17 protein-coding genes are annotated in these 18,454 nt (G+C 41.2%); 7 read left to right on the top strand and 10 right to left on the bottom strand.

All coding sequences use genetic code 11. The annotated features are described in order from the left end of the window. Positions 1 to 22 precede the first annotated feature (22 nt). The 7 genes from BST97_RS15160 to BST97_RS15125 form a co-directional block, all read right to left on the bottom strand. On the bottom strand, positions 23 to 4,684 hold the full coding sequence (locus tag BST97_RS15160) for a Calx-beta domain-containing protein (protein ID WP_085768026.1): 4,662 nt from the start codon (positions 4,682 to 4,684) through the stop codon (positions 23 to 25). 219 nt (positions 4,685 to 4,903) lie between these two features. Continuing rightward, positions 4,904 to 5,500 (bottom strand): phage tail protein, encoded by a 597-nt coding sequence (locus BST97_RS15155; protein WP_085768025.1) that lies wholly within the window; start codon positions 5,498 to 5,500, stop codon positions 4,904 to 4,906. Between the two features lie 36 nt (positions 5,501 to 5,536). Next, the gene (locus BST97_RS15150) at positions 5,537 to 6,571 is read right to left on the bottom strand and encodes an ABC transporter substrate-binding protein (protein WP_085768024.1); all 1,035 of its coding nucleotides are present in this window, start codon (positions 6,569 to 6,571) and stop codon (positions 5,537 to 5,539) included. A 96-nt stretch (positions 6,572 to 6,667) separates the two neighbouring features. Continuing rightward, entirely contained in the window at positions 6,668 to 6,928 is a 261-nt protein-coding gene (locus BST97_RS15145) for a hypothetical protein (RefSeq protein WP_157111709.1), read from the bottom strand. Between the two features lie 553 nt (positions 6,929 to 7,481). Then, entirely contained in the window at positions 7,482 to 8,165 is a 684-nt protein-coding gene (locus BST97_RS15140) for a response regulator transcription factor (RefSeq protein ID WP_085768022.1), read from the bottom strand. A 2-nt stretch (positions 8,166 to 8,167) separates the two neighbouring features. Continuing rightward, complete coding sequence (locus BST97_RS15135) at positions 8,168 to 8,929, bottom strand: sensor histidine kinase (protein ID WP_157111707.1); 762 nt, start codon at positions 8,927 to 8,929, stop codon at positions 8,168 to 8,170. Positions 8,930 to 9,534: 605 nt separating this feature from the next. Next, entirely contained in the window at positions 9,535 to 10,176 is a 642-nt protein-coding gene (locus tag BST97_RS15125) for a hypothetical protein (RefSeq protein ID WP_085768019.1), read from the bottom strand. A gap of 390 nt (positions 10,177 to 10,566) precedes the next feature. On the opposite strand from BST97_RS15125, the gene BST97_RS15120 reads away from it, so the two are divergent. The 6 genes from BST97_RS15120 (at position 10,567) to BST97_RS15095 (ending at position 14,890) form a co-directional block, all read left to right on the top strand. Then, positions 10,567 to 11,205 (top strand): hypothetical protein, encoded by a 639-nt coding sequence (locus BST97_RS15120; protein WP_085768018.1) that lies wholly within the window; start codon positions 10,567 to 10,569, stop codon positions 11,203 to 11,205. Positions 11,206 to 11,313: 108 nt separating this feature from the next. Continuing rightward, complete coding sequence (locus BST97_RS15115; RefSeq protein ID WP_085768017.1) at positions 11,314 to 11,610, top strand: winged helix-turn-helix domain-containing protein; 297 nt, start codon at positions 11,314 to 11,316, stop codon at positions 11,608 to 11,610. A 1-nt stretch (position 11,611) separates the two neighbouring features. Continuing rightward, positions 11,612 to 12,151: a hypothetical protein gene (locus tag BST97_RS15110; RefSeq protein WP_157111705.1), complete on the top strand. Its 540-nt coding sequence runs from the start codon at positions 11,612 to 11,614 to the stop codon at positions 12,149 to 12,151. Beyond that, entirely contained in the window at positions 12,141 to 13,541 is a 1,401-nt protein-coding gene (locus tag BST97_RS15105; RefSeq protein WP_085768015.1) for a DUF4153 domain-containing protein, read from the top strand. Before BST97_RS15110 ends, BST97_RS15105 begins: the two co-directional genes overlap by 11 nt. A gap of 370 nt (positions 13,542 to 13,911) precedes the next feature. Beyond that, positions 13,912 to 14,490: a DUF1361 domain-containing protein gene (locus BST97_RS15100; protein ID WP_169711573.1), complete on the top strand. Its 579-nt coding sequence runs from the start codon at positions 13,912 to 13,914 to the stop codon at positions 14,488 to 14,490. Next, complete coding sequence (locus tag BST97_RS15095) at positions 14,483 to 14,890, top strand: ribosomal maturation YjgA family protein (RefSeq protein WP_085768013.1); 408 nt, start codon at positions 14,483 to 14,485, stop codon at positions 14,888 to 14,890. Before BST97_RS15100 ends, BST97_RS15095 begins: the two co-directional genes overlap by 8 nt. A gap of 160 nt (positions 14,891 to 15,050) precedes the next feature. On the opposite strand, the gene BST97_RS15090 is transcribed toward BST97_RS15095, so the two are convergent. Next, positions 15,051 to 16,064 (bottom strand): LacI family DNA-binding transcriptional regulator, encoded by a 1,014-nt coding sequence (locus BST97_RS15090; protein ID WP_085768012.1) that lies wholly within the window; start codon positions 16,062 to 16,064, stop codon positions 15,051 to 15,053. Positions 16,065 to 16,311: 247 nt separating this feature from the next. Here BST97_RS15090 and BST97_RS15085 point away from each other — a divergent pair, with 247 nt between their 5' ends. Next, positions 16,312 to 17,922 carry a peptide chain release factor 3 gene (locus tag BST97_RS15085; RefSeq protein WP_085768011.1) on the top strand — a complete coding sequence of 537 codons (1,611 nt, stop codon included), beginning with the start codon at positions 16,312 to 16,314 and terminating at the stop codon, positions 17,920 to 17,922. Positions 17,923 to 17,933: 11 nt separating this feature from the next. On the opposite strand, the gene BST97_RS15080 is transcribed toward BST97_RS15085, so the two are convergent. Then, positions 17,934 to 18,257 (bottom strand): type II toxin-antitoxin system RelE/ParE family toxin, encoded by a 324-nt coding sequence (locus BST97_RS15080; RefSeq protein ID WP_085768010.1) that lies wholly within the window; start codon positions 18,255 to 18,257, stop codon positions 17,934 to 17,936. After that, the gene (locus tag BST97_RS15075) at positions 18,242 to 18,454 is read right to left on the bottom strand and encodes a hypothetical protein (protein WP_085768009.1); all 213 of its coding nucleotides are present in this window, start codon (positions 18,452 to 18,454) and stop codon (positions 18,242 to 18,244) included. Before BST97_RS15075 ends, BST97_RS15080 begins: the two co-directional genes overlap by 16 nt.

Below are 18,454 nucleotides of genomic sequence, written 5' to 3'. Positions count from 1 at the left end.
TTAAAGATAGTATCAAAATAGATTATTTGATGATAAAACGCTTAGTCGTGCTTTGTCCATTTTGCACTATGGTGATTAAGTAAACTCCCGCATCAAATGCATCGTTCCCCAGAACCTCAACAGATCCATTTGTTGTAGATTTTTTCAATTGAGTCACGCGTTGTCCCAGCATGTTTGTGATGGTGAGTTCCACATCTCCGGCCTGTAGGCCTGAGATATTCAACACATCCCCAGTCACGGGATTTGGGTAGAGCTGTACCGCTTTCGCGAAAGCGAGATCTCCACTACTCAAGGTCACCGTTTCAAACTCCAGCTGGAATCGATCGGCTGCAAAGCTACCTGCATCGCTTAAGTCCACATCAAAAGAATAATTCGTTATCTGGCTCTGATCGATCAGCACCCTCGTGTTTAGGTGATTGTCCACAAGATACACCTCGTGATCTGGCAACTGGAAGTTCAGCTCAAAACTATAGCTACCGTTATCCATCTGGCTGATCTGTAGCGGTACGACCTCACCGTCCATGAATGCCTCCCTGCGCTCGTTGCTCAGCAGCGTCCCGTTGCTCAGGATTCCCAGTTGCTCGCTCTCACCGGTGATCTTGAGCGCGTCACCCGTGTCGATGCCGTTGGCGAACCCTGGATTGATAAAACCTCTGACCATATCCGTCGCGATGGCTCCACCCATGGTTTCTGGAGTGAACATTCTGATGGTGTACGATCCCGCAGGCTGACTATAGGTCGCCGTTGCGGTGACGTCAGTACTTTTCATGAACTCCGTATAGGTGAAACTGGGAGCATAACCTGCGGTGCTACCGCTCGCCTCGTCAGTCTGCACGAAGAATGCCTGGCCCGGCTGGATAAATTGACTCACGCCATTCTGCACTCCTCCCGTAACAAGGTCGTAGGCCACATAGTTTTGTGTGGCTGGCTGGTAGAACCAGTAGGTTCCCTGGTTGATGTCTTCACTATTTGTCCCATTGAGTGCCTGTGCAAGATCCACTTGAGCCTGATACGGGTTTGGAGCCAGATAGAAGCTACCGTCGGCGCCGAAGGCTATCTGGCTGGAGAACATATCTCCATCTACCGTATAGTCTCCGGTCACGAGTGAACCGGTGGACCTGAGCACCGTTGAAGTAGCCGGTGCATTCTGGTCGGTCAGGGATACCGTACGATCGCCACGTATCAAGAGCCTGAACCCAAACGAGCTCAGCAAAGGGGTCTGGTTGGGGACAAATGTACCTGAGGGGGTACTTCCCATCGCTATCCAGCCCGTAGTACCACTGGTCCCGGTGGGATCATATAAAAATGCCGAGGGGTTGTTACTGGTACTCTGGTCAAAGCCATCACTGGCGGTCCCACCAGTAATCTGTGTTCCAAAACCTGGTGTATTGCTGCCTCCCTCCTGCCAGTTGTCAAAAATTGTTGAGCTTATATTTAAAACTGGACTATTCACAAACCTAAACGCCCTGTTTGCCGGGTAGAACTGCTCCACGGTCACGTTTCCGTTGATGCTACCGCCATTGAGTACCGGATCAAGTATTGCCGTCCTGATCGTTCCCGAGTAATTGATGCTCTTCATGGTGAGGTTGTCGTTGGTCACAAGGCTTCCGCCTGATACGTTCAACCTTCCCTCCACGTTTACCGTGTTCTGCAGGGAATAGGTCCCATCGATGAAGAGGTCTTCAAAGTCTCCAGTTACTACAGGTGCGGTAGTGTTCGAGTTGGCAACGATCTGGATGTCATCGATCGCAAACTCGTCTCTGTTACCACTTCCGGTAGCATCGTCGCTGTTCCACTTCAGGTAGTACTCCGCACCATCTGCGATGCTGACGCTCACATTGGTCTGGAAGAGGCTTCGTCTCCAGCTCGTGTTGAAGATTCCGTCCGTCGCGGCTGGAGTCTCATAGTCCAGTCCGTTTACTGCCGTGGTGTTGTTGAAGTCGCTACCGGTCTCAAAGGTGATGGAGTTTCCTCGCGCCTCATTGTTTCTTACCAACACCTCGTAGGCGATGTTCAGGTCGGTGATCGTGCTTCCCGTACGGTTCTCAAATTTCAGTATGATCGCTCCCGGAGTGAAGTCGCTACCAACTGGCTGTACGCCAAGTGCTATGTCTGAAGTTCCTCCGTTGGAAACGTCAAAGGCATAGAGCCCACCGGTTGAGACGCCACCTGTAGAGCCGCCTCGGGTGAAGTCTCCAGAGGCATGGCTGCCACCAAAACTGGTATCCCCATCGGATAGACCCTCAATCCTGAGACCGTTGCTGTCCAGCTGTCCAGATGCAGGACTAGGACTCAGGCCGCCGCCCTCAAATTCTCCATTGTTTACTCCAGCTACCGTGTTGTCAAAATCGATCAGGTAGACCGTATCCATTGCAGCTACTTGGAGGCCGTTAACGAAATCATCGTTGAGAATGGTCACCGTGGCTGTATCGGTGATGTTGATGTCAGAACTGGATACGGTAACCGGAACCAGGCTTGACATGCTTACCGTAAGGGTCTCGTTCTGCTCAATGTTGCTATCTGCAATGGGGGTAATGGTAAAGGTCTCGCTCTCTCCTGCAGTGCCGGCAAAGTTCAAGGTTTGATTTACCACGGCAAAATAATCGTTGTTTGCTGTGGTGGTCGTACCGTCAGCAGTATTGACATTCACGTCGAAACCACCATCAACCGCATTGTCGACCGTTACCGTAACGGTAATGGCACCATCATCCTCGTTGCCGCTCACGTCTGCAATGGTCACCGTGGCCGTGTCATTGTCAAATACGGTAATGGTTGCCGTATCCGTAATATTGATGTTTGCAGGGTCGATACCGGAGTTGGTGGGCACCAGGTTGCTCATGGCGACACTTATGGTTTCATCATTCTCGACGATCGCATCGTTTGTTATCGAGACGGTAAGGGTCTCCTCTTCTCCAGCGGTTCCCGCAAAGGTCTCTGAAGCACTGGTTACGGCGGTATAGTCCTGGCCAGCGGTTGCCGTGGCATCTGAGGTGCTTACACCTACACTGAGGCCGCCCTGTACGGCGTTGTTCAATACCAGACGCACCGTAGCCGTCCTTGATCCCTCGTTCACATTGACATCTGCGATGGTTACCGTGGCGGAGTCATTGTTCGTGATCGTACCTGTTCCTGTTGCATCACCTATATTCACGTTTGTCCCAGTAGGATTACTCAATGTGAGATTGAAAGTTTCATCTGCTTCAACTCGTAGATCTCCCAGTGCGCTTACATCAATAGTTTTAGATGTCTCTCCAACTGAAAAGCTCAATGTACCACTGCTAGGCACATAATCAGATCCTGATGTTGCAGTATCATCGCTGGTGGCATAATCTACGGTTGCTCCTCCAGCTGGTGCTGGACTGCTCAGACTAACCGTAAAAGTAATTGGACTTGTTCCTGAATTCCCTTCAGCTATTGAAGAGTCGTTGATTGAAAATTCTTTGGGATCAGTCAATGTCACGCTGGAATCTGCTGCGAGGCAATTATTCCTGTCTCTTACGGTCACTGTGTAGGTGCCGGCAGCCAGTCCGGTAATTGTTTCGGTGGTGGCACCTATGTTCCACAAATAGGTAAAGGGCCCTGTCCCTCCTGTCACAGACGCAGTTACCGTACCATCTATGCCACCTGGTGTCGTAGGATTAGTTCCGCTTGCTGTAGCTGACAAGGCCATAGGTTCGGTCACAGTAATATTATTTGCAGTTGTTTGACAGCCTAGCGCATCAGTTACCGTAACAGAATAAACGCCTGCTGCGAGGCCTGAAGCGGTTGCCGTAGTCTGACTATCATTCCATTCATAAGAATAGGGACTTGTACCTCCGCTGGGTGAAATGGTAATCCTACCGTCATTGCCTCCGTTGCAGGTTACGTTGAACTGGGAAGTAATGGTCGCAGAAAGGGCAGTAGGCTGTGTTATCGTAGCACTTGTTGTATCTGTGCATCCATTGCTGTCTTCAACAGTAACCTCATAGACTCCTGCTGGAAGGTTTGAAATTGTATTTGAGTTAGAAGAGCTACCAGAAACCGAAGTATAACTTGAGCCATTTCTAGTCCATGAATAATTATAGTTTGCCGTGCCGCTGGAAGCCGTTACGGTCAGTGATCCTGTGCTGTCACCATTACAATTTACATTGGTCAGTGAAGTTATGCTGGCAGACAGGTTGCAGGTAGGGGCCGCTAGGGTCACTTTATCAACTCCAATCTGTTCCGCATCAACTCCAGCTCTACTTGAAGTAATTGTGATCGCGGTAATTCCTGTAAAGTTCAATGAGATTAGATGATTCCCGTCAAAGGCTCTAGTTTCTGTCACCGCAGAATTACTGCCACCAGTAGGAGTAAAAGTCCAAGTTCTACTACCTAATGCACCCGAAGCTACATTTATAGAAGCAACATCTACCGATGAACTAAAACTGACTATCGTCTCTCTACTTGCCTGAGAAGCCGAGCTATGGACTGCCAATCCAACTGTCCCAAAACCAGATGGAGCCGATGCTATAAATAAAGTATTAGGGCCACTTGTAGTTATAGCACTTACTGTCATGGTAATGCCGTCTACCGTTTCTTGAACATTTGTGGGCGTATTATCGGTAGTTGTTTCAGGACTCAGGTCAAAGACGGTTTGTGAATTTGCATCTACGCTTACAAAAAGCATGCTTATTACCGAAATAAAAGTAATTAATTGTTTCATAGTAATTTTTTAACACTTTCAAATATTGTTTTGTTTAATCATTGAAGAATATTTCGATGGATAACGATATGTTAAATTAGGACGGTATCCTATACATTCCGCTTTCGCGAAAGCGGGATTAGGTAACTAAAATAAAAGCTTTTATTATAGAGTAATAAATATAAGCAATTAGCCCTATTTGAACTTAAGTAGGGCTTAAACGCATTGTTGAATAAACTTTTAGTTACGTGATGGATAAACTCCTGTTAAAGCAATCAAGAAGTAAATCGCTAGGAAAGGTGAACGGTTCTCATGACTCTGACTGCCACCGCTTGTACCTAACTGCACACTAGAAGGATTGAACCCAGGTAAGGCTTGTCCGGCAACAACATTAGTCGCTGGACCAAAATTCTTTGTTTTTTCAGGGCCTAAACTTCCAGGGTAATTACCAACTGCCGGAACATCGCCTGCAACTGGAACATCGCGTATCCCATCATCTGTGCTTAGCTCTAAGTTAGAACTTTGAGAGCCTGAACCGAAAACTTGATGCGTGTGAATGGGCATTTCCAATTGATTCAACGTAACATATTCAAGACCACCTCTTTCACCCCAAACATAATTTTGAAGTCCAGGGCCATGACCTACACCGATAGGTGAACGCCCTCTTAAATCAGGTAGACCGAAGGTTGTACGACCATCACCTCCAAAGGTGGTGCCCAAAAGCGAAAATAAAGCGCTGTTAGAACTGATGGACATCAACTGACCGCCGCAAATGGCGTAATCCCTGATGGCAAAATTGCCACCGAACATAATAATTTGACCAAGAAAATCATTCATAATAATATTTTTTAGATTTAGTTAATAAGAAAAATTTTAGATGCACATGTAAGGATTTTGCCAGACTGAAGCAGGCTGTTTCAAAATTTCTTGAATGTGCTTGTTATTCATTTTGATTTGCTTAGCTGATTGCACTTTTTCCAGATAAAGGCCACCAGCATCTTTCATTTTACAGGAGAATATGGACTTACCGATTCCAGTTTTCTGGTTTTGACTTTCTATTCCATTTTGCAATAAAATACTTCTTGCCGAATTTCTACCCAGATTATAAAAGTGGTTTTTGTTATATTCCGAGATATCGAGTGAGTCTTCGGTAGTTTCTAATACACTTAAAACCGCAACCTCATCTGTGTCCAGCTCGAGAAGCTTCTCAGAAAAGAAAGAGAGACCTAAAAGCTTGATTTTTTTGTGCAATCCCTTTTTGTAGAAAGCTTTCAAAAACCTAGTTGCTTCACTACCACAAAAAGCAGCAAAAATCCAATCAGGCATGAGTCGTTCAATACGATCAACAACCTCTTCTACATTTGAAGGCTGTCCAGGTGGTGGGATTTGAGACACTAAGACAGGCAGAAAATCCTTTTTCCCATTATCCTTAAGAGCAACATCCACCATTTGCGCATAGGCATATCCCGTGTCATAGAAGGATGCTGCATATGCTCCATTTTTAGAGATACTGTTGTAAGCATAGTTAGTTAGCGCATAAACCTCCTTCCAAATGGAACGGCTTTCAATAGCTACATGGTCAGGTAGCCTTTTTTGATCATATAAATGCTCGCCTAAATTTGCGAAATGATATTGGGTGCCTTTTTTGAACGACGCTGAGGCTTCAGCAACGGTACGCGAATTCACGATTCCCGAGACAATATCCACATCGTTGTACGATGCATGCTTATCATCTGCCTTATTCACCTCCTCAATTGATGCAGGTCCCACAAACTCTTGGTGAAGCGTATAGTCTATTTCATCTTTATGGTGATCCAAAATCTCAATCAAGCCATTTTTGAATAATTTCCCCATGGGATAAATAGAGGAATAAGGCATCATAAGGCCTATGTCTAAACTTTTAGCCATCTGATGTTGCTATGGTTAATTCAGGCAAGCTCACATTTATCATACTGCCATTTGTTGTGCTCACGGTTATGGAGCCAAATTGATCAATTACCAACGTCAATTCTCCACCACCCTCATAGCGGTAATAAGTCTCAATGGTTTGATAACGAAGCAATACCCCCAAGTTTCTTTTGGAAAACTATAACCTGGAAGTTTTTTCTCTCCCATATCAAAAAGTCGAGCCTCTCCCACCCCAGGAATTGTAATTGATAAATTGCCTAGCTTTTCAACTGAACCTGAATCGCCGCTGTTGATACTTCCATTGCCCGACATCGTAATCGTATCAGGAAAGTTGTTTGTTAGGTTTAAAGTGTACATAGTATATAGATTAGTAGTTAGCTTTACTCTTTGGTCGACTTGAGCTTTACTGGTAATTACAGGACTGCCGTACTTTGATTAAAGTTCAATATTTGGAATCTAGAACGTATAAACATTTGATGATGACAAAAAAAGCCCCTCAACATATTGGTTGGATTACGAAGAAGGACTTTGTTGTACATCATTTAATTGCATGGTTAAAACTAGAGTTAATCTCAGCTAGAAGACCAAAAAAAAATACCTGTTTTTTAAAAACAGGTATTTATAACTAGCTAATATCCTACTTCAATTGCCGGTGTCAAAGTAAATTTAGGATCAACGCTTTACACATAGTAATCTATTGGAAATAATAGGATTATGGAGATATAATTATATTGAAAATAAGTGTTGACATAATCTTTTTGACTAAACCTTTACAGCCATTTCAAGATGTATTTCCCTTAACATTAAAACCTTAAAGTTTACGATACAGCTTTGAACTATTCTGCTTTCGCGAAAGCGAGAAATTTACCAACTCACCAAACATCAAAAACATATTTTCTAGGGAGAAAGTTCAAAATTCTACGTTGAGGTTGTTGATATCAACTATTTCATTCTGAACCGCAAAGATCACCAGCCCGGCAATGTTCTTAGTATTGGTTTTAGCAAATATGCTGCGTTTATGTCCCTCTACGGTACTCTTTGTGACATGCAGTTTTTCAGATATCTCTTGTGAGGTTTTTTGCTGGCAGATGAGTTGTAATACGTCAATCTCACGTTCACTCAAGCTTTTCTTTGTATCTAGAATAGGTTCAGGTGATCTACTTGAAATTTGTTTGCGCACGACCTCCATTTGTTCCGGCAAAAAATAGTAATCGTGGTTTTTTACATGCCTTATGATATCTGAAAGGGCTTGTGGGGAAATACCTTTGGGGATGAAGGCCGCCACTCCGTTTTTTAACATGAATCCCGTGAAATTCTTTTTATAATGGGAAGACATCACTATAACCTGTATGTCATCATATTTTTTTCTCAAGTGATTGAGAGTCTCTATGCCACTCATTCCTCCCATATTGATGTCAAGCAAGAGAATTTCAGGCTTTTCTTGTCCTGATTCTAGTTGAGATAGCAGGTGCTCACCACTCTCTGCCGTGAGGACAACATTGAAATCATTCAGCTTTTCAAAATATGATGACAGCAATGAAACTATAAGTGTCTCATCATCTACAATTCCTAGTTTTATGGTCAGATTATTCATAGTTAATTGTTTGGAAAACATAAAAGGATCGATGTTCCATGATTAAGGGTACTATGTATCTTAATCAGGCCGTTCAGAAATTGAGTTCTTGATTCCAGATTTTGAAGACCCAATCCAGTTTTTGATTCATCCATTGCAAAGCCATCACCATCATCCTTTACATAAAGTAGACTGTGTGTAGGATTGCCTCTCCATCGCACATAAAGCTCTGACGCATTTGCATGTTTGTGAACATTCATCGTTACTTCCTCCATGATTCTCATCACTTGAATCTTCTTTTCTGAGGAGTAGTCAATGTTTTTCAACATTCCTATTCTCGTAGTAATCGCTAGGGAAGATCGATAAGGCTCTATTACTTCTTCAATCACGTCTTCCATGGAAGAATGTTCTATCAATGGTGGGCTCAAATCGTGAGAGATGCGTCTAGCTGTCATTATGCACCTGTCAAGACCCTCTACTATACCTACGGCGGTGTCTGCGTATTGAATCTCAGCTTGTAACTTAAGGCCATTCAGCTTGCTGATGAGACCATCATGTATGTCAGCGGCCAGTCGCCCTCGCTCCTTTTCTTGGGCAGTGATGGATGCTTGTATGAGTTGTTGCTGATTAGCCAATTTTAATTGATTTTCTTTAGTCTTTGCAGCTACCGCATTGCGTATGATCAGACGGGTTAAGACTATTATAAAGACCAGCAACATCGTCAAAAATCCTAGTCCCAATAGGATCCATAACAATATTATATCCGGGTCTTTCCATTGCTCCATAGGTAAAATGTAAGGTAAGCGTAGAAGATAAAATTAAGTAAAATCCTAGCGTCCCATATATACATTATTGCCGTAACACTAGAATTGATCAAAAAGTTGAAAGGTATCAAAAGCATAAATTCTAGAGAATAATAAGATAAGAGTATGAAGTGCAAGGTTTCACCCTTAAGAGTAGATCCAGCCTTAAGTTCACTGAAGATATATTTGAGAACTAACAAGACTATAATCAGGGAACTTACATTTCTGGCATATGTTTGATAATTGATAGTATCGGACTGATCAAGAGTAAGCCCTTCATATACGAGATAAGTCAGCCCCAGCACAGTGAGTATTTGCAGCCATCTAGATTTTTTCAATTTGCTCCAGTACAGATAAGAGAATATCAATATCTCAAAAAAGCTCAGAAACGAAAATAAAATCAGATTGTTAATCTGCAGCTGACCCACTACCCTAGAGGCAATATCTATCAAAAGGCATAGACCCAAATATAGAACAATAGTATATCCAGCCCTATTTCTGAAATTTGATATACCCATGAACACACCTATTACGAGTGTAATAGGTATGATATAAACAGCTAGGTATTCCAGTATCAAGAAAGAATATTAAATGTTATCCAGTGCTCCAAATTTATCTCTACTCAAACCTCCTATAGGTTTATAGGGAGGTATAGGACGCGTCATATCCCTGACACCCACAAGAACAGAATCAGAGGTATTGTATATGATTAAATCAATTTCTTGGGAGTTATTAGCGTCTTTAAGTCCTAAATAGCAGTCATAAACATCTCCTGGCTCAAAATCAGTCGCATCTACCACAAAAGCTTGAACCACATCTAGATTATTATCAAACAAGTTATCAATCCACTTGTTACGCTTAGCATCATTCATGTAGTCATCGACTCTTTGCGATGCGGTCGCATAATCTATAAAATGAGGATTACTGCCTACTTCATTTGCTGGTTTAGGTAATTGCTGTTTAGCTTGACCAGCACTTGCAATTGCTACTGCTTGAGTATTCTCCTTAGTATCCTGTTCGGCTAGGATCACCTGAAAACTCAAGTCTTGACTATCTGAATCGTAGCTCAAATACACATGAACCTGAGCAACAGATTCATCGCCAAAGGAAAACTGAAAATGATTGCCTGCATTTTGCAAAATGTTTTTGAGTGAGGTCTTAGACCCACGCTCATTGTTCCATTGTGAGATTGTTTGAAAATTAACGGTAGTTTGGTTTGAGTTAGCCATGAGAAAAAATTAAAATTACGCGATTTGAAAAAAAATGAAAAACCCCAAGATGTATCTCAGCAACTTGAGGTTTTCAAACCTGATCAAAAGTAGCAATTGTGGTGGTTCAATCCCCCAGAAACACCTCTCCACAAATGGTACAGCACATCAAATAAATGCTGTAGCCTCTTTCACAAGTCCAGTACAAAGATGAATGACACGATACAGAAGAGTCTTACAAAAAATACCTGTTTTTCAAAAACTATTATTTATACCTGGTATTTACACGCAAGGGAACTTGATTTGTTGTGATGGGTTTGCAGAGCTCGCTTTCGCGAAAGCGAAATAATCAAAATAATCCTTGTCAAAATAAAGCGAATACATTTACTTTGTATTTCAAAGTACTTTAATATGGATAATCAAAAGTATCTTCAAGACATTCAAGAAATAAGAGATCTGATGAGCAAGTCTACCCGATTCATCTCTCTATCTGGCATGAGTGGCGTACTGGCAGGGACATATGCTCTGCTGGGCGGAATCGCCGGCTATTTTATATTACAAAATGCCTCTTATGATAGAAGCTACGGTACATTTGAACGATTATTGAGAACTCCTTTTGAACAAAACACGTCCCTTCAGATTTTACTCGTTGCTGGGGCAGTTTTAGGATTGTCTATTGTAACTGCGTTTATATTGACTCGATCAAAGGCAGCACGTCTTAAACAACGTATTTGGAACGCTCAATCCATTCGTTTAATTAAGAATTTTATTATCCATTTGTCCATAGGCGGGTTGTTTACTCTTACTCTTTTTCAATATGAGCTTATAGGTCTTGTAGCTCCAGCCATGCTGGTTTTTTATGGCCTAGCTTGTATTCAGGCGGCGCCGTACACGCTGGGAACGGTAAAATATTTAGGAATTTCATGCGCCATCCTTGGCCTGATCAACACACAGTTCATAGGCTACGGTCTGTATTTTTGGACAGCAGGTTTTGGTTTATGTCACATTATCTATGGCGCAGTTATGCATTATAAGTATGATAGGAGTTAAAAATTCTTGATTTTTATTGTGCCTATAAAATTTAAAGGTGAATTTTTCAATTTGGAACTTCTTTCCGATGGCTATCGGAATTGGAATTCAAAATCAGTATAATCTTACATGAGCTTAATCAGTAAATTAAATAAAGCTTTTGACCATCGCATAAGATTGGGCATCATGTCCATACTCGTGGTGAACGATCATGCCGATTTTAAATCGCTCAAGGAACTGCTTGATGTGACTGACGGGAACTTAGCCAGTCATTCAAAAGCTTTGGAAAAAGAAAATTTCATTAGAGTGGAAAAAACTTTCATCAACCGGAAACCAAATACTAAGTACATCGCAACAGATGAAGGAAAAAACGCCTTTCAAGAACATATTACTGCCCTTGAAAAAATCATTTCTAAAAATGACTGACATGAGTCAAAAAAATTTATTCATTTACTTTGAAATACAAAGTACTTTAAATTATGTAAGGCATTGTTTGATTCAAATAGGGTTTCACATTGTCAGTACAGTTTATAAACCCTTTCATTTACGCTCTAGCTGGAAGCTTAGATCCAGTGATTTGCTTGATCATTCTACAGACTCATTAGGTTTCCACATAGGTTGTTTCTTATTAAAGCATGATCTAGAATTACAAGACCATGCTGAAACTCATGATGCATTTCACGTTTTAACCGGATACAATACCTCCTCCCTTGAAGAAATAGGTATGCAGTTTTGGCTTCATGGAAATGGCAAGCGCAGTTTTCCACTTTATAGTGCGATGGCTGCAGGATTGCTCCTATATCCAGATAAATTCCGCTACTTGATGGACTGCCAGTATCTGGGTCAGAGAAGCCGGCCTATTCATCACTTGAATTACTTAGAACTCCTTCAAGAGCCTATGGACTCCTTACGTATTCAAAATCAAATATTCACCCATAAACTTTTAAATCTGAATTATGAAAACTAAAATCATCGCAATAATCGGAGGCATTTCATTTGCCACTTTATTTTATGACCAACGTCTGGGTCTTAACTGTCTTCTACTCTCCATCTTCTTTATTCTGATTTTATTCCAAAACGTCAAACGTATTCAAGAGAAGTGGTCCATATTGTGGTCTGGAATAGGTATGCTGTTATCTGCTGCAGCGGTAACTTTACATGGATCCAATATGGCTGTCGCCTTTTATTTCTTCAGTTCATTTTTATTCATAGGATGCGTAGCGCAATCTCAGGTAAGCAGTTATCTCGCTTTTTTTAATGGGGTTTATACCACGGTTTTCGGTTCCTTTCATGGGGTTTTCTATCCAGATGAGAAAACACCACAGGAATCTGGAGAAAATCGAGACTACTCACAACTTGCCAGGATCAGTTTGATTCCTTTAGGGCTATCGGTCATATTCATCTTTGTTTACTATCAGATCAATCCTATTTTTAGTAATTGGGTTGATGCTATTGATCTAGGAGTAATCGACTATCTATGGTTTTTTACGGCTATACTTGGGTCATGGATCACGGCAAATATCTCACGCACGGCAACCATCAAGGAGTGGGTGGAGAAAGATCTCAGCACAGAAAATAGTTTGAAACCATCTACCTCTATTTCAAATAGGCTTAGTAGCATCAAAAACGAGATTCAAACGGGAACGGTTTCTCTAATTGCGCTAAATGTATTACTTGTGGTATTTCTGATATCAGAATTTGTATTTGTTTCAAATATTCAGGAGTATCCAGCCTCAGTACTTTCTGATGCTGTGCACGCAGGTGTTTACGCAAGCATTGCCAGTATCGTTCTTGCCATAGTTTTGATTTTAATTTTCTTCAGAGGTGATTTGAATTTTGTAGAAAAAAATACGACACTTAAAAACCTCAGTTATTTATGGATAGGTCTGAATGTACTACTTACCCTTTCTGTATTGTTCAAGACCTATATTTACATAGACCAGTATGGATTGAGCCTTAAGAGAATAGGAGTCTTAATGTATCTGAGCCTATGCGTTATCGGGTTATTTACTACCTATCTTAAGATCAGTCGTAAACTCAATTTTGTGTATTTGTTGCGGCGCAATGCGACCATTGGTTTCACGAGTCTTCTTTTGTTCTCCTTTATCAATTGGTCTTCTGTAGTTACCAAGTACAATATTGAAAATGAGTTTATAGATTATCATCAGTTTTCTAACCTATTGCCTCAAAATGCTGCAGAGCTCCAGCAATACGATCTTCTACCAGAGGTGAATGAATTTAGAAGGTCTAGATATATTTCTGAATTTGATTTGGCTGAATACCAAGATCGCAATTGGCAAGAGTACAATGGTGTGGCTGCTAGTATTAACGCTCAGAATAATAAAGATGATCAATAGCCTTCCCTCCCATCTTTCTAAAATAACAAGAGTCTGCATTGCAAATCTACTTTTACTGATCTCAGGCTCGGTTATTCTGATCATAGGAATGCGCCTCGCAGCAGATGTTTTTTTCTACATTGCTCTGCTTTTTGGGCTGATCTGCATTGTGGTAAATGTCTTACTAGCTGCAATTGTAATTTTCAGCTGTATCGTTGAACCAGAGAACATTAGCGAGTGGCTTTTGTGTTTCTATCTACTGTCATTTCCCCTTTTCGCTATATATCTTATTTCTTTACTCGATTAAATCATGAAAATATCAAAATCTAATAAGCTGTTAATCTGCCTTATTACTTTATCACTCACGATGTTGTTTTTCAGAATAATGTTAATGGAATCGTTACGGTATTCATTTTTAGTCTGGAATCTTTTTCTAGCTGGCATACCCTTTTATATAGCGTTTTGGATTAACCGTTTCAAATCTCAAAACAACCCTAGATGGTCTACACATATTAAGTCTGCTGTAGTTTATGGAGCAAGTTGTCTATGGCTATTGTTTTTGCCTAACTCCTTTTATATCATCACAGATTTTATTCATTTGCGATACGTGACTGCCTTTCAATTCTATTTTGACGCATTGATATTATCAAGTTTTAGCTTAAGTGCGCTTATCCTAGGCAGCGCGAGCGTTCTTCTTATTTATAAAACCCTGTTCCCAGACAAGACGATAGTCACCCAGTTATTATTTTTCATAAGCTGCTCCATATTAAACGCTATAGGTGTTTATCTGGGTCGAGTGCTCCGCTGGAATTCATGGGATGTAGTTTTTAATCCTCGAGGCTTGCTTTACGACATACTTGATTTGTTTCAATACAACTACATCAACAAACGTATATGGCTTGCGATGCTGGGACTCAGCGGGATCTATCTTGCATCTCTTTACCTCTCTAAAAAATTCTTCCATGTCTAAGAGATTTCCTAGATACTACTATTTAGTAGCCACACTAGTGATATTTGTAACTGAAGTGGTAATCGCGTTATATGTAAATGATGCTGTAATCAGACCCTTTTTAGGCGATGTACTTGCTACGATTTTAGTTTACACATTTATAATGGGAGTGAGTAATGGGAAGCCATTACCAGTTGCATCGCTGGCATTGTTTATAAGCTTCTGTGTAGAAATTGCTCAGTTTTTCGAGTTGGTTTATCGGTTAAACCTAGATCAATATAAATTTGCACTTGTTGTTCTGGGGACAAGTTTCTCTTTATGGGATCTCGTGATGTACTGCCTGGGGTTCTTTTTAATCTGTGTTGTTGAATGGTATTACGCTTTCGCGAAAGCGGAACAATCATCATTACCTCGTCAGTAAATTTGAATAAGTTACTAAATATAGAAATTTGTGCCGTAAGCCAAGAGCCAAGAGCCAAGAGCCAAGAGCCAAGAGCCAAGAGCTAAGAGCTAAGAGCTAAGAAAATAAAACTATGTAGCTCACAATTGAATTCAATTCACAAAATTTCGTGTTTACAAACCTACAAAGTTGTTCCCCTCAAATCCAGCCCGAAGTTCACCGTAGCCGTGGTAGAATGTTTGACTTCGTTATTATTTTCAATCCTATCGATGAGCATTTTTACGGACTGCTGGCCAATCTGGCTGGCGCGCTGGGCTACCGTGGTAAGCTTAGGATAACACAAGTCATAAATATCGTCTGATGCAAAACCGATTACAGAAAGATCTTGAGGAATATTCTTGCCTAATCGCTGAGCAGCACCTACTGCCTTAACACCTGCAATATTGTCTATACAGAGCAAACCATCTATGCTGGGGTCATCTTTAAGCATTTTTGTAAGATATTCTGTAGTTGATCCTTGATCATCTGTAGTGCTATGGATTTTAGGCTGACTTTGATACTCAGTAGACTGTTCAATCGCTTTACGATAGCCCAAAATGCGTAGTTTACCTACACTCAAACCCTCTAATCGGTCAAAAAGCACAATGTTCTCACGCCCTTCACTAATCAGTTTTTTAGTAGCTTGGTAAGCGGCTTTATAATCATCCATAATGACCTTATCACAATCTACATCATTTGCCACACGGTCAAACATAACGATGGGTGTCCCCTGGTCTATAATATTTTTAAAATGGTCGATGCTGTTTTCAGTTTGAGTTTCTCTGGCGCATGATAGTATAAAACCATCAACGCTACCATTTGAGAGTAGATCCAGCGCTTTTTTCTCCCGTTCAAGTGATTCATTTGTTAAACAAGTGATGATCTGATAACCCGATTTTTGAGCCTCCAGTTCAAGGCCATAAAGAATTTTTGAGAAAAATTTGTTTAATATGTCTGGTATCAAAACCCCTATAGTCATCGTTTTGCGATTTTTGAGGCTTAGGGCTAGTGTGTTGGGTCTGTAATTGAGTTCTTTAGCAATATTCTTTACCCGCTTTATGGTTTCCTCACTAATTTCCGGACTGTCTTTCAGCGCTTTAGACACCGTAGAAACTGAAACACCTAGCGTAGTGGCTAAATCTTTAAGCGTTACCATAATGCGACTTCTGTTTTAAGTAAGCTACGAATATAATTGTTGCTGCAATTTTGGGAGCTTATGAGAGATTAAAATAACAAACTTATTACCAGAAAGCCCTGTAGCTTGATTTCAACTGCGGATTCATCAAAAATCACAGGTCTATTTTGAATTTTTCTCGCTGTTATCGCAGTAAATAAAAGACCCCTTAAAATCATTGATGCACATGAACTAACCTCGTATTTTTGCAGCCCTTTACATTGATCACATGAAGTTTAAAGACGAAGTCGCGCGACGTAGAACCTTTGGTATTGTTTCTCACCCAGACGCTGGTAAAACCACACTTACAGAGAAGTTACTTCTTTACGGAGGCGCTATTCAAGAGGCGGGTGCGGTAAAGTCCAACAAGATAAAGAAAGGTGCGGCGAGTGACTTTATGGAGATTGAGCGACAGAGAGGAATTTCTGTAGCTACTTCAGTACTTGCGTTTGAGTATGATGGCACAAAAATCAATATTCTCGATACACCGGGCCACAAGGACTTTGCTGAAGATACTTTTAGGACGCTTACTGCCGTGGACAGCGTGATAGTCGTTGTAGATGTGGCAAAAGGTGTGGAGGAGCAAACAGAAAAGCTGGTTGAAGTGTGTCGTATGCGACAGATTCCCATGATTGTATTCATTAACAAAATGGATCGTGAGGGTAAAGATGCTTTTGATCTGCTGGATGAGATTGAGCAAAAGCTAGGTTTGCACGTTACTCCACTAAGCTTCCCCATAGGAATGGGTTATGATTTGAAAGGAATTTACAACCTTCACCAGAAGAATGTTAATCTTTTCACTGGCGAAACCTCAAAAGATATTCATAACACGGTTAAAATCTCAGATTTAAGCGATCCTAAATTAAATCAGCTTTTAGGCGATACATCGGCAGATCAGTTGAGAGAAGAACTTGAACTGGTGCAGGGAATTTATCCAGACTTTGACAGAGAGGAATATCTAGCTGGGAATCTACAACCGGTATTTTTCGGGAGTGCATTGCACAATTTTGGAGTTAAAGAATTACTCGACGGCTTTATTGAAATAGCTCCACCACCACGTCCCAAAAATGCCGAAGAGCGTGAAGTAAAACCTCTTGAAGACGATTTCAGCGGTTTTGTTTTTAAGATCCATGCAAATATGGATCCTAAACACCGTGATCGATTGGCATTCGTTAAGATCGTGAGCGGGAAATTTGAGCGTAATACGGCCTACAAGCATGTTCGCTTAGGTAAAAACCTGAAGTTCTCCAGCCCCAACGCCTTTTTTGCTGAGAAAAAAGAAATTGTTGATGTTTCCTATCCTGGTGACATCGTGGGACTTCACGATACCGGTAATTTCAAAATAGGCGATACACTTACCTCTGGAGAAGAATTGCATTACAAAGGAATTCCATCCTTCTCTCCAGAGCACTTTAGATACATCAACAATGCTGACCCGATGAAATCCAAGCAGCTCGCCAAGGGTATCGACCAGCTGATGGATGAGGGAGTCGCACAGTTGTTTACGCTGGAACTCAATGGCCGTAAGGTTATAGGAACTGTAGGTGCGCTGCAGTTTGAGGTAATCCAGTACAGACTAGAGCATGAATACTCGGCAAAATGTTCTTACGAAAACTTGAATGTTCACAAAGCCTGCTGGGTGGATACAGCGGACTGGGAAAGTGAAGAATTCAACGATTTCAAACGCGTCAAGGCAAAATTTCTTGCTAAGGACAAAAGAGGCCAACTGGTCTTTTTTGCCGACTCGGCTTTTTCACTCCAAATGACCCAGCAGAAATATCCCGGTATCAAATTTCATTTTGTGAGTGAGTTTGAGCGCTTGTCTGAGAGGAAGGCCTAGGGTAAAACTAGTTACAAATTCTTTTTAGGGTTTTGCCTAAGGTCAAAAACACGCACTATATATATGTCATCTTTACCTATTCGATAGGTGATTTTACAGTAATGGTTGGTCAATTTGCGATATTCAAATTTTGGATGATTAAAAGCAGTATCGACTGAGCCAATCTCGGAACTTTCAGGATTTTCACGCTCTAAAACCTCGGTGCTTTTCCTAATATTAGTGATGATCTCCCTAGTCTTTGAAGAGCTATATAATTCAATATAAAACTCCGTGATACTTTTCAAATCCTTGAGTGACCTAGAAGTCCACTTGACGGGTTTTAATTTTCTGTCCAAGCTTCAATCATTTTCTGAACCTCAGACTGGGAGTGTAAATTACCCTTTGCGATATCCTGTTCTCCCTCAGCTATAGATTGATCCAGCTTTTTTTGTTCAATGTAAACGCTAGCTGTTTCCATCAATACATTCAAAAATTCTTCATCCCCTATTTCTACATAATCACGAAGTTTTTTTCTGATTTTTGAAATTTTCAT

It is taken from the genome of Nonlabens spongiae (assembly GCF_002117125.1).
In the GTDB taxonomy this organism is placed as follows: domain Bacteria; phylum Bacteroidota; class Bacteroidia; order Flavobacteriales; family Flavobacteriaceae; genus Nonlabens; species Nonlabens spongiae.
The sequence above is the reverse complement of the archived record's forward strand: the minus strand, read 5'-3'. Positions and strand labels throughout refer to the sequence as shown.

Excerpts from the sequence above, each read along its gene's own strand:
- BST97_RS15160 (WP_085768026.1), bottom strand. The coding sequence starts at position 4,684 with ATGAAACAATTAATTACTTTTATTTCGGTAATAAGCATGCTTTTTGTA.
- BST97_RS15155 (WP_085768025.1), bottom strand. The coding sequence starts at position 5,500 with ATGAATGATTTTCTTGGTCAAATTATTATGTTCGGTGGCAATTTTGCC.
- BST97_RS15150 (WP_085768024.1), bottom strand. The coding sequence starts at position 6,571 with ATGGCTAAAAGTTTAGACATAGGCCTTATGATGCCTTATTCCTCTATT.
- BST97_RS15145 (WP_157111709.1), bottom strand. The coding sequence starts at position 6,928 with ATGTACACTTTAAACCTAACAAACAACTTTCCTGATACGATTACGATG.
- BST97_RS15140 (WP_085768022.1), bottom strand. The coding sequence starts at position 8,165 with ATGAATAATCTGACCATAAAACTAGGAATTGTAGATGATGAGACACTT.
- BST97_RS15135 (WP_157111707.1), bottom strand. The coding sequence starts at position 8,929 with ATGGAGCAATGGAAAGACCCGGATATAATATTGTTATGGATCCTATTG.
- BST97_RS15125 (WP_085768019.1), bottom strand. The coding sequence starts at position 10,176 with ATGGCTAACTCAAACCAAACTACCGTTAATTTTCAAACAATCTCACAA.
- BST97_RS15120 (WP_085768018.1), top strand. The coding sequence starts at position 10,567 with ATGGATAATCAAAAGTATCTTCAAGACATTCAAGAAATAAGAGATCTG.
- BST97_RS15115 (WP_085768017.1), top strand. The coding sequence starts at position 11,314 with ATGAGCTTAATCAGTAAATTAAATAAAGCTTTTGACCATCGCATAAGA.
- BST97_RS15110 (WP_157111705.1), top strand. The coding sequence starts at position 11,612 with ATGAGTCAAAAAAATTTATTCATTTACTTTGAAATACAAAGTACTTTA.
- BST97_RS15105 (WP_085768015.1), top strand. The coding sequence starts at position 12,141 with ATGAAAACTAAAATCATCGCAATAATCGGAGGCATTTCATTTGCCACT.
- BST97_RS15100 (WP_169711573.1), top strand. The coding sequence starts at position 13,912 with ATGGAATCGTTACGGTATTCATTTTTAGTCTGGAATCTTTTTCTAGCT.
- BST97_RS15095 (WP_085768013.1), top strand. The coding sequence starts at position 14,483 with ATGTCTAAGAGATTTCCTAGATACTACTATTTAGTAGCCACACTAGTG.
- BST97_RS15090 (WP_085768012.1), bottom strand. The coding sequence starts at position 16,064 with ATGGTAACGCTTAAAGATTTAGCCACTACGCTAGGTGTTTCAGTTTCT.
- BST97_RS15085 (WP_085768011.1), top strand. The coding sequence starts at position 16,312 with ATGAAGTTTAAAGACGAAGTCGCGCGACGTAGAACCTTTGGTATTGTT.
- BST97_RS15075 (WP_085768009.1), bottom strand. The coding sequence starts at position 18,454 with ATGAAAATTTCAAAAATCAGAAAAAAACTTCGTGATTATGTAGAAATA.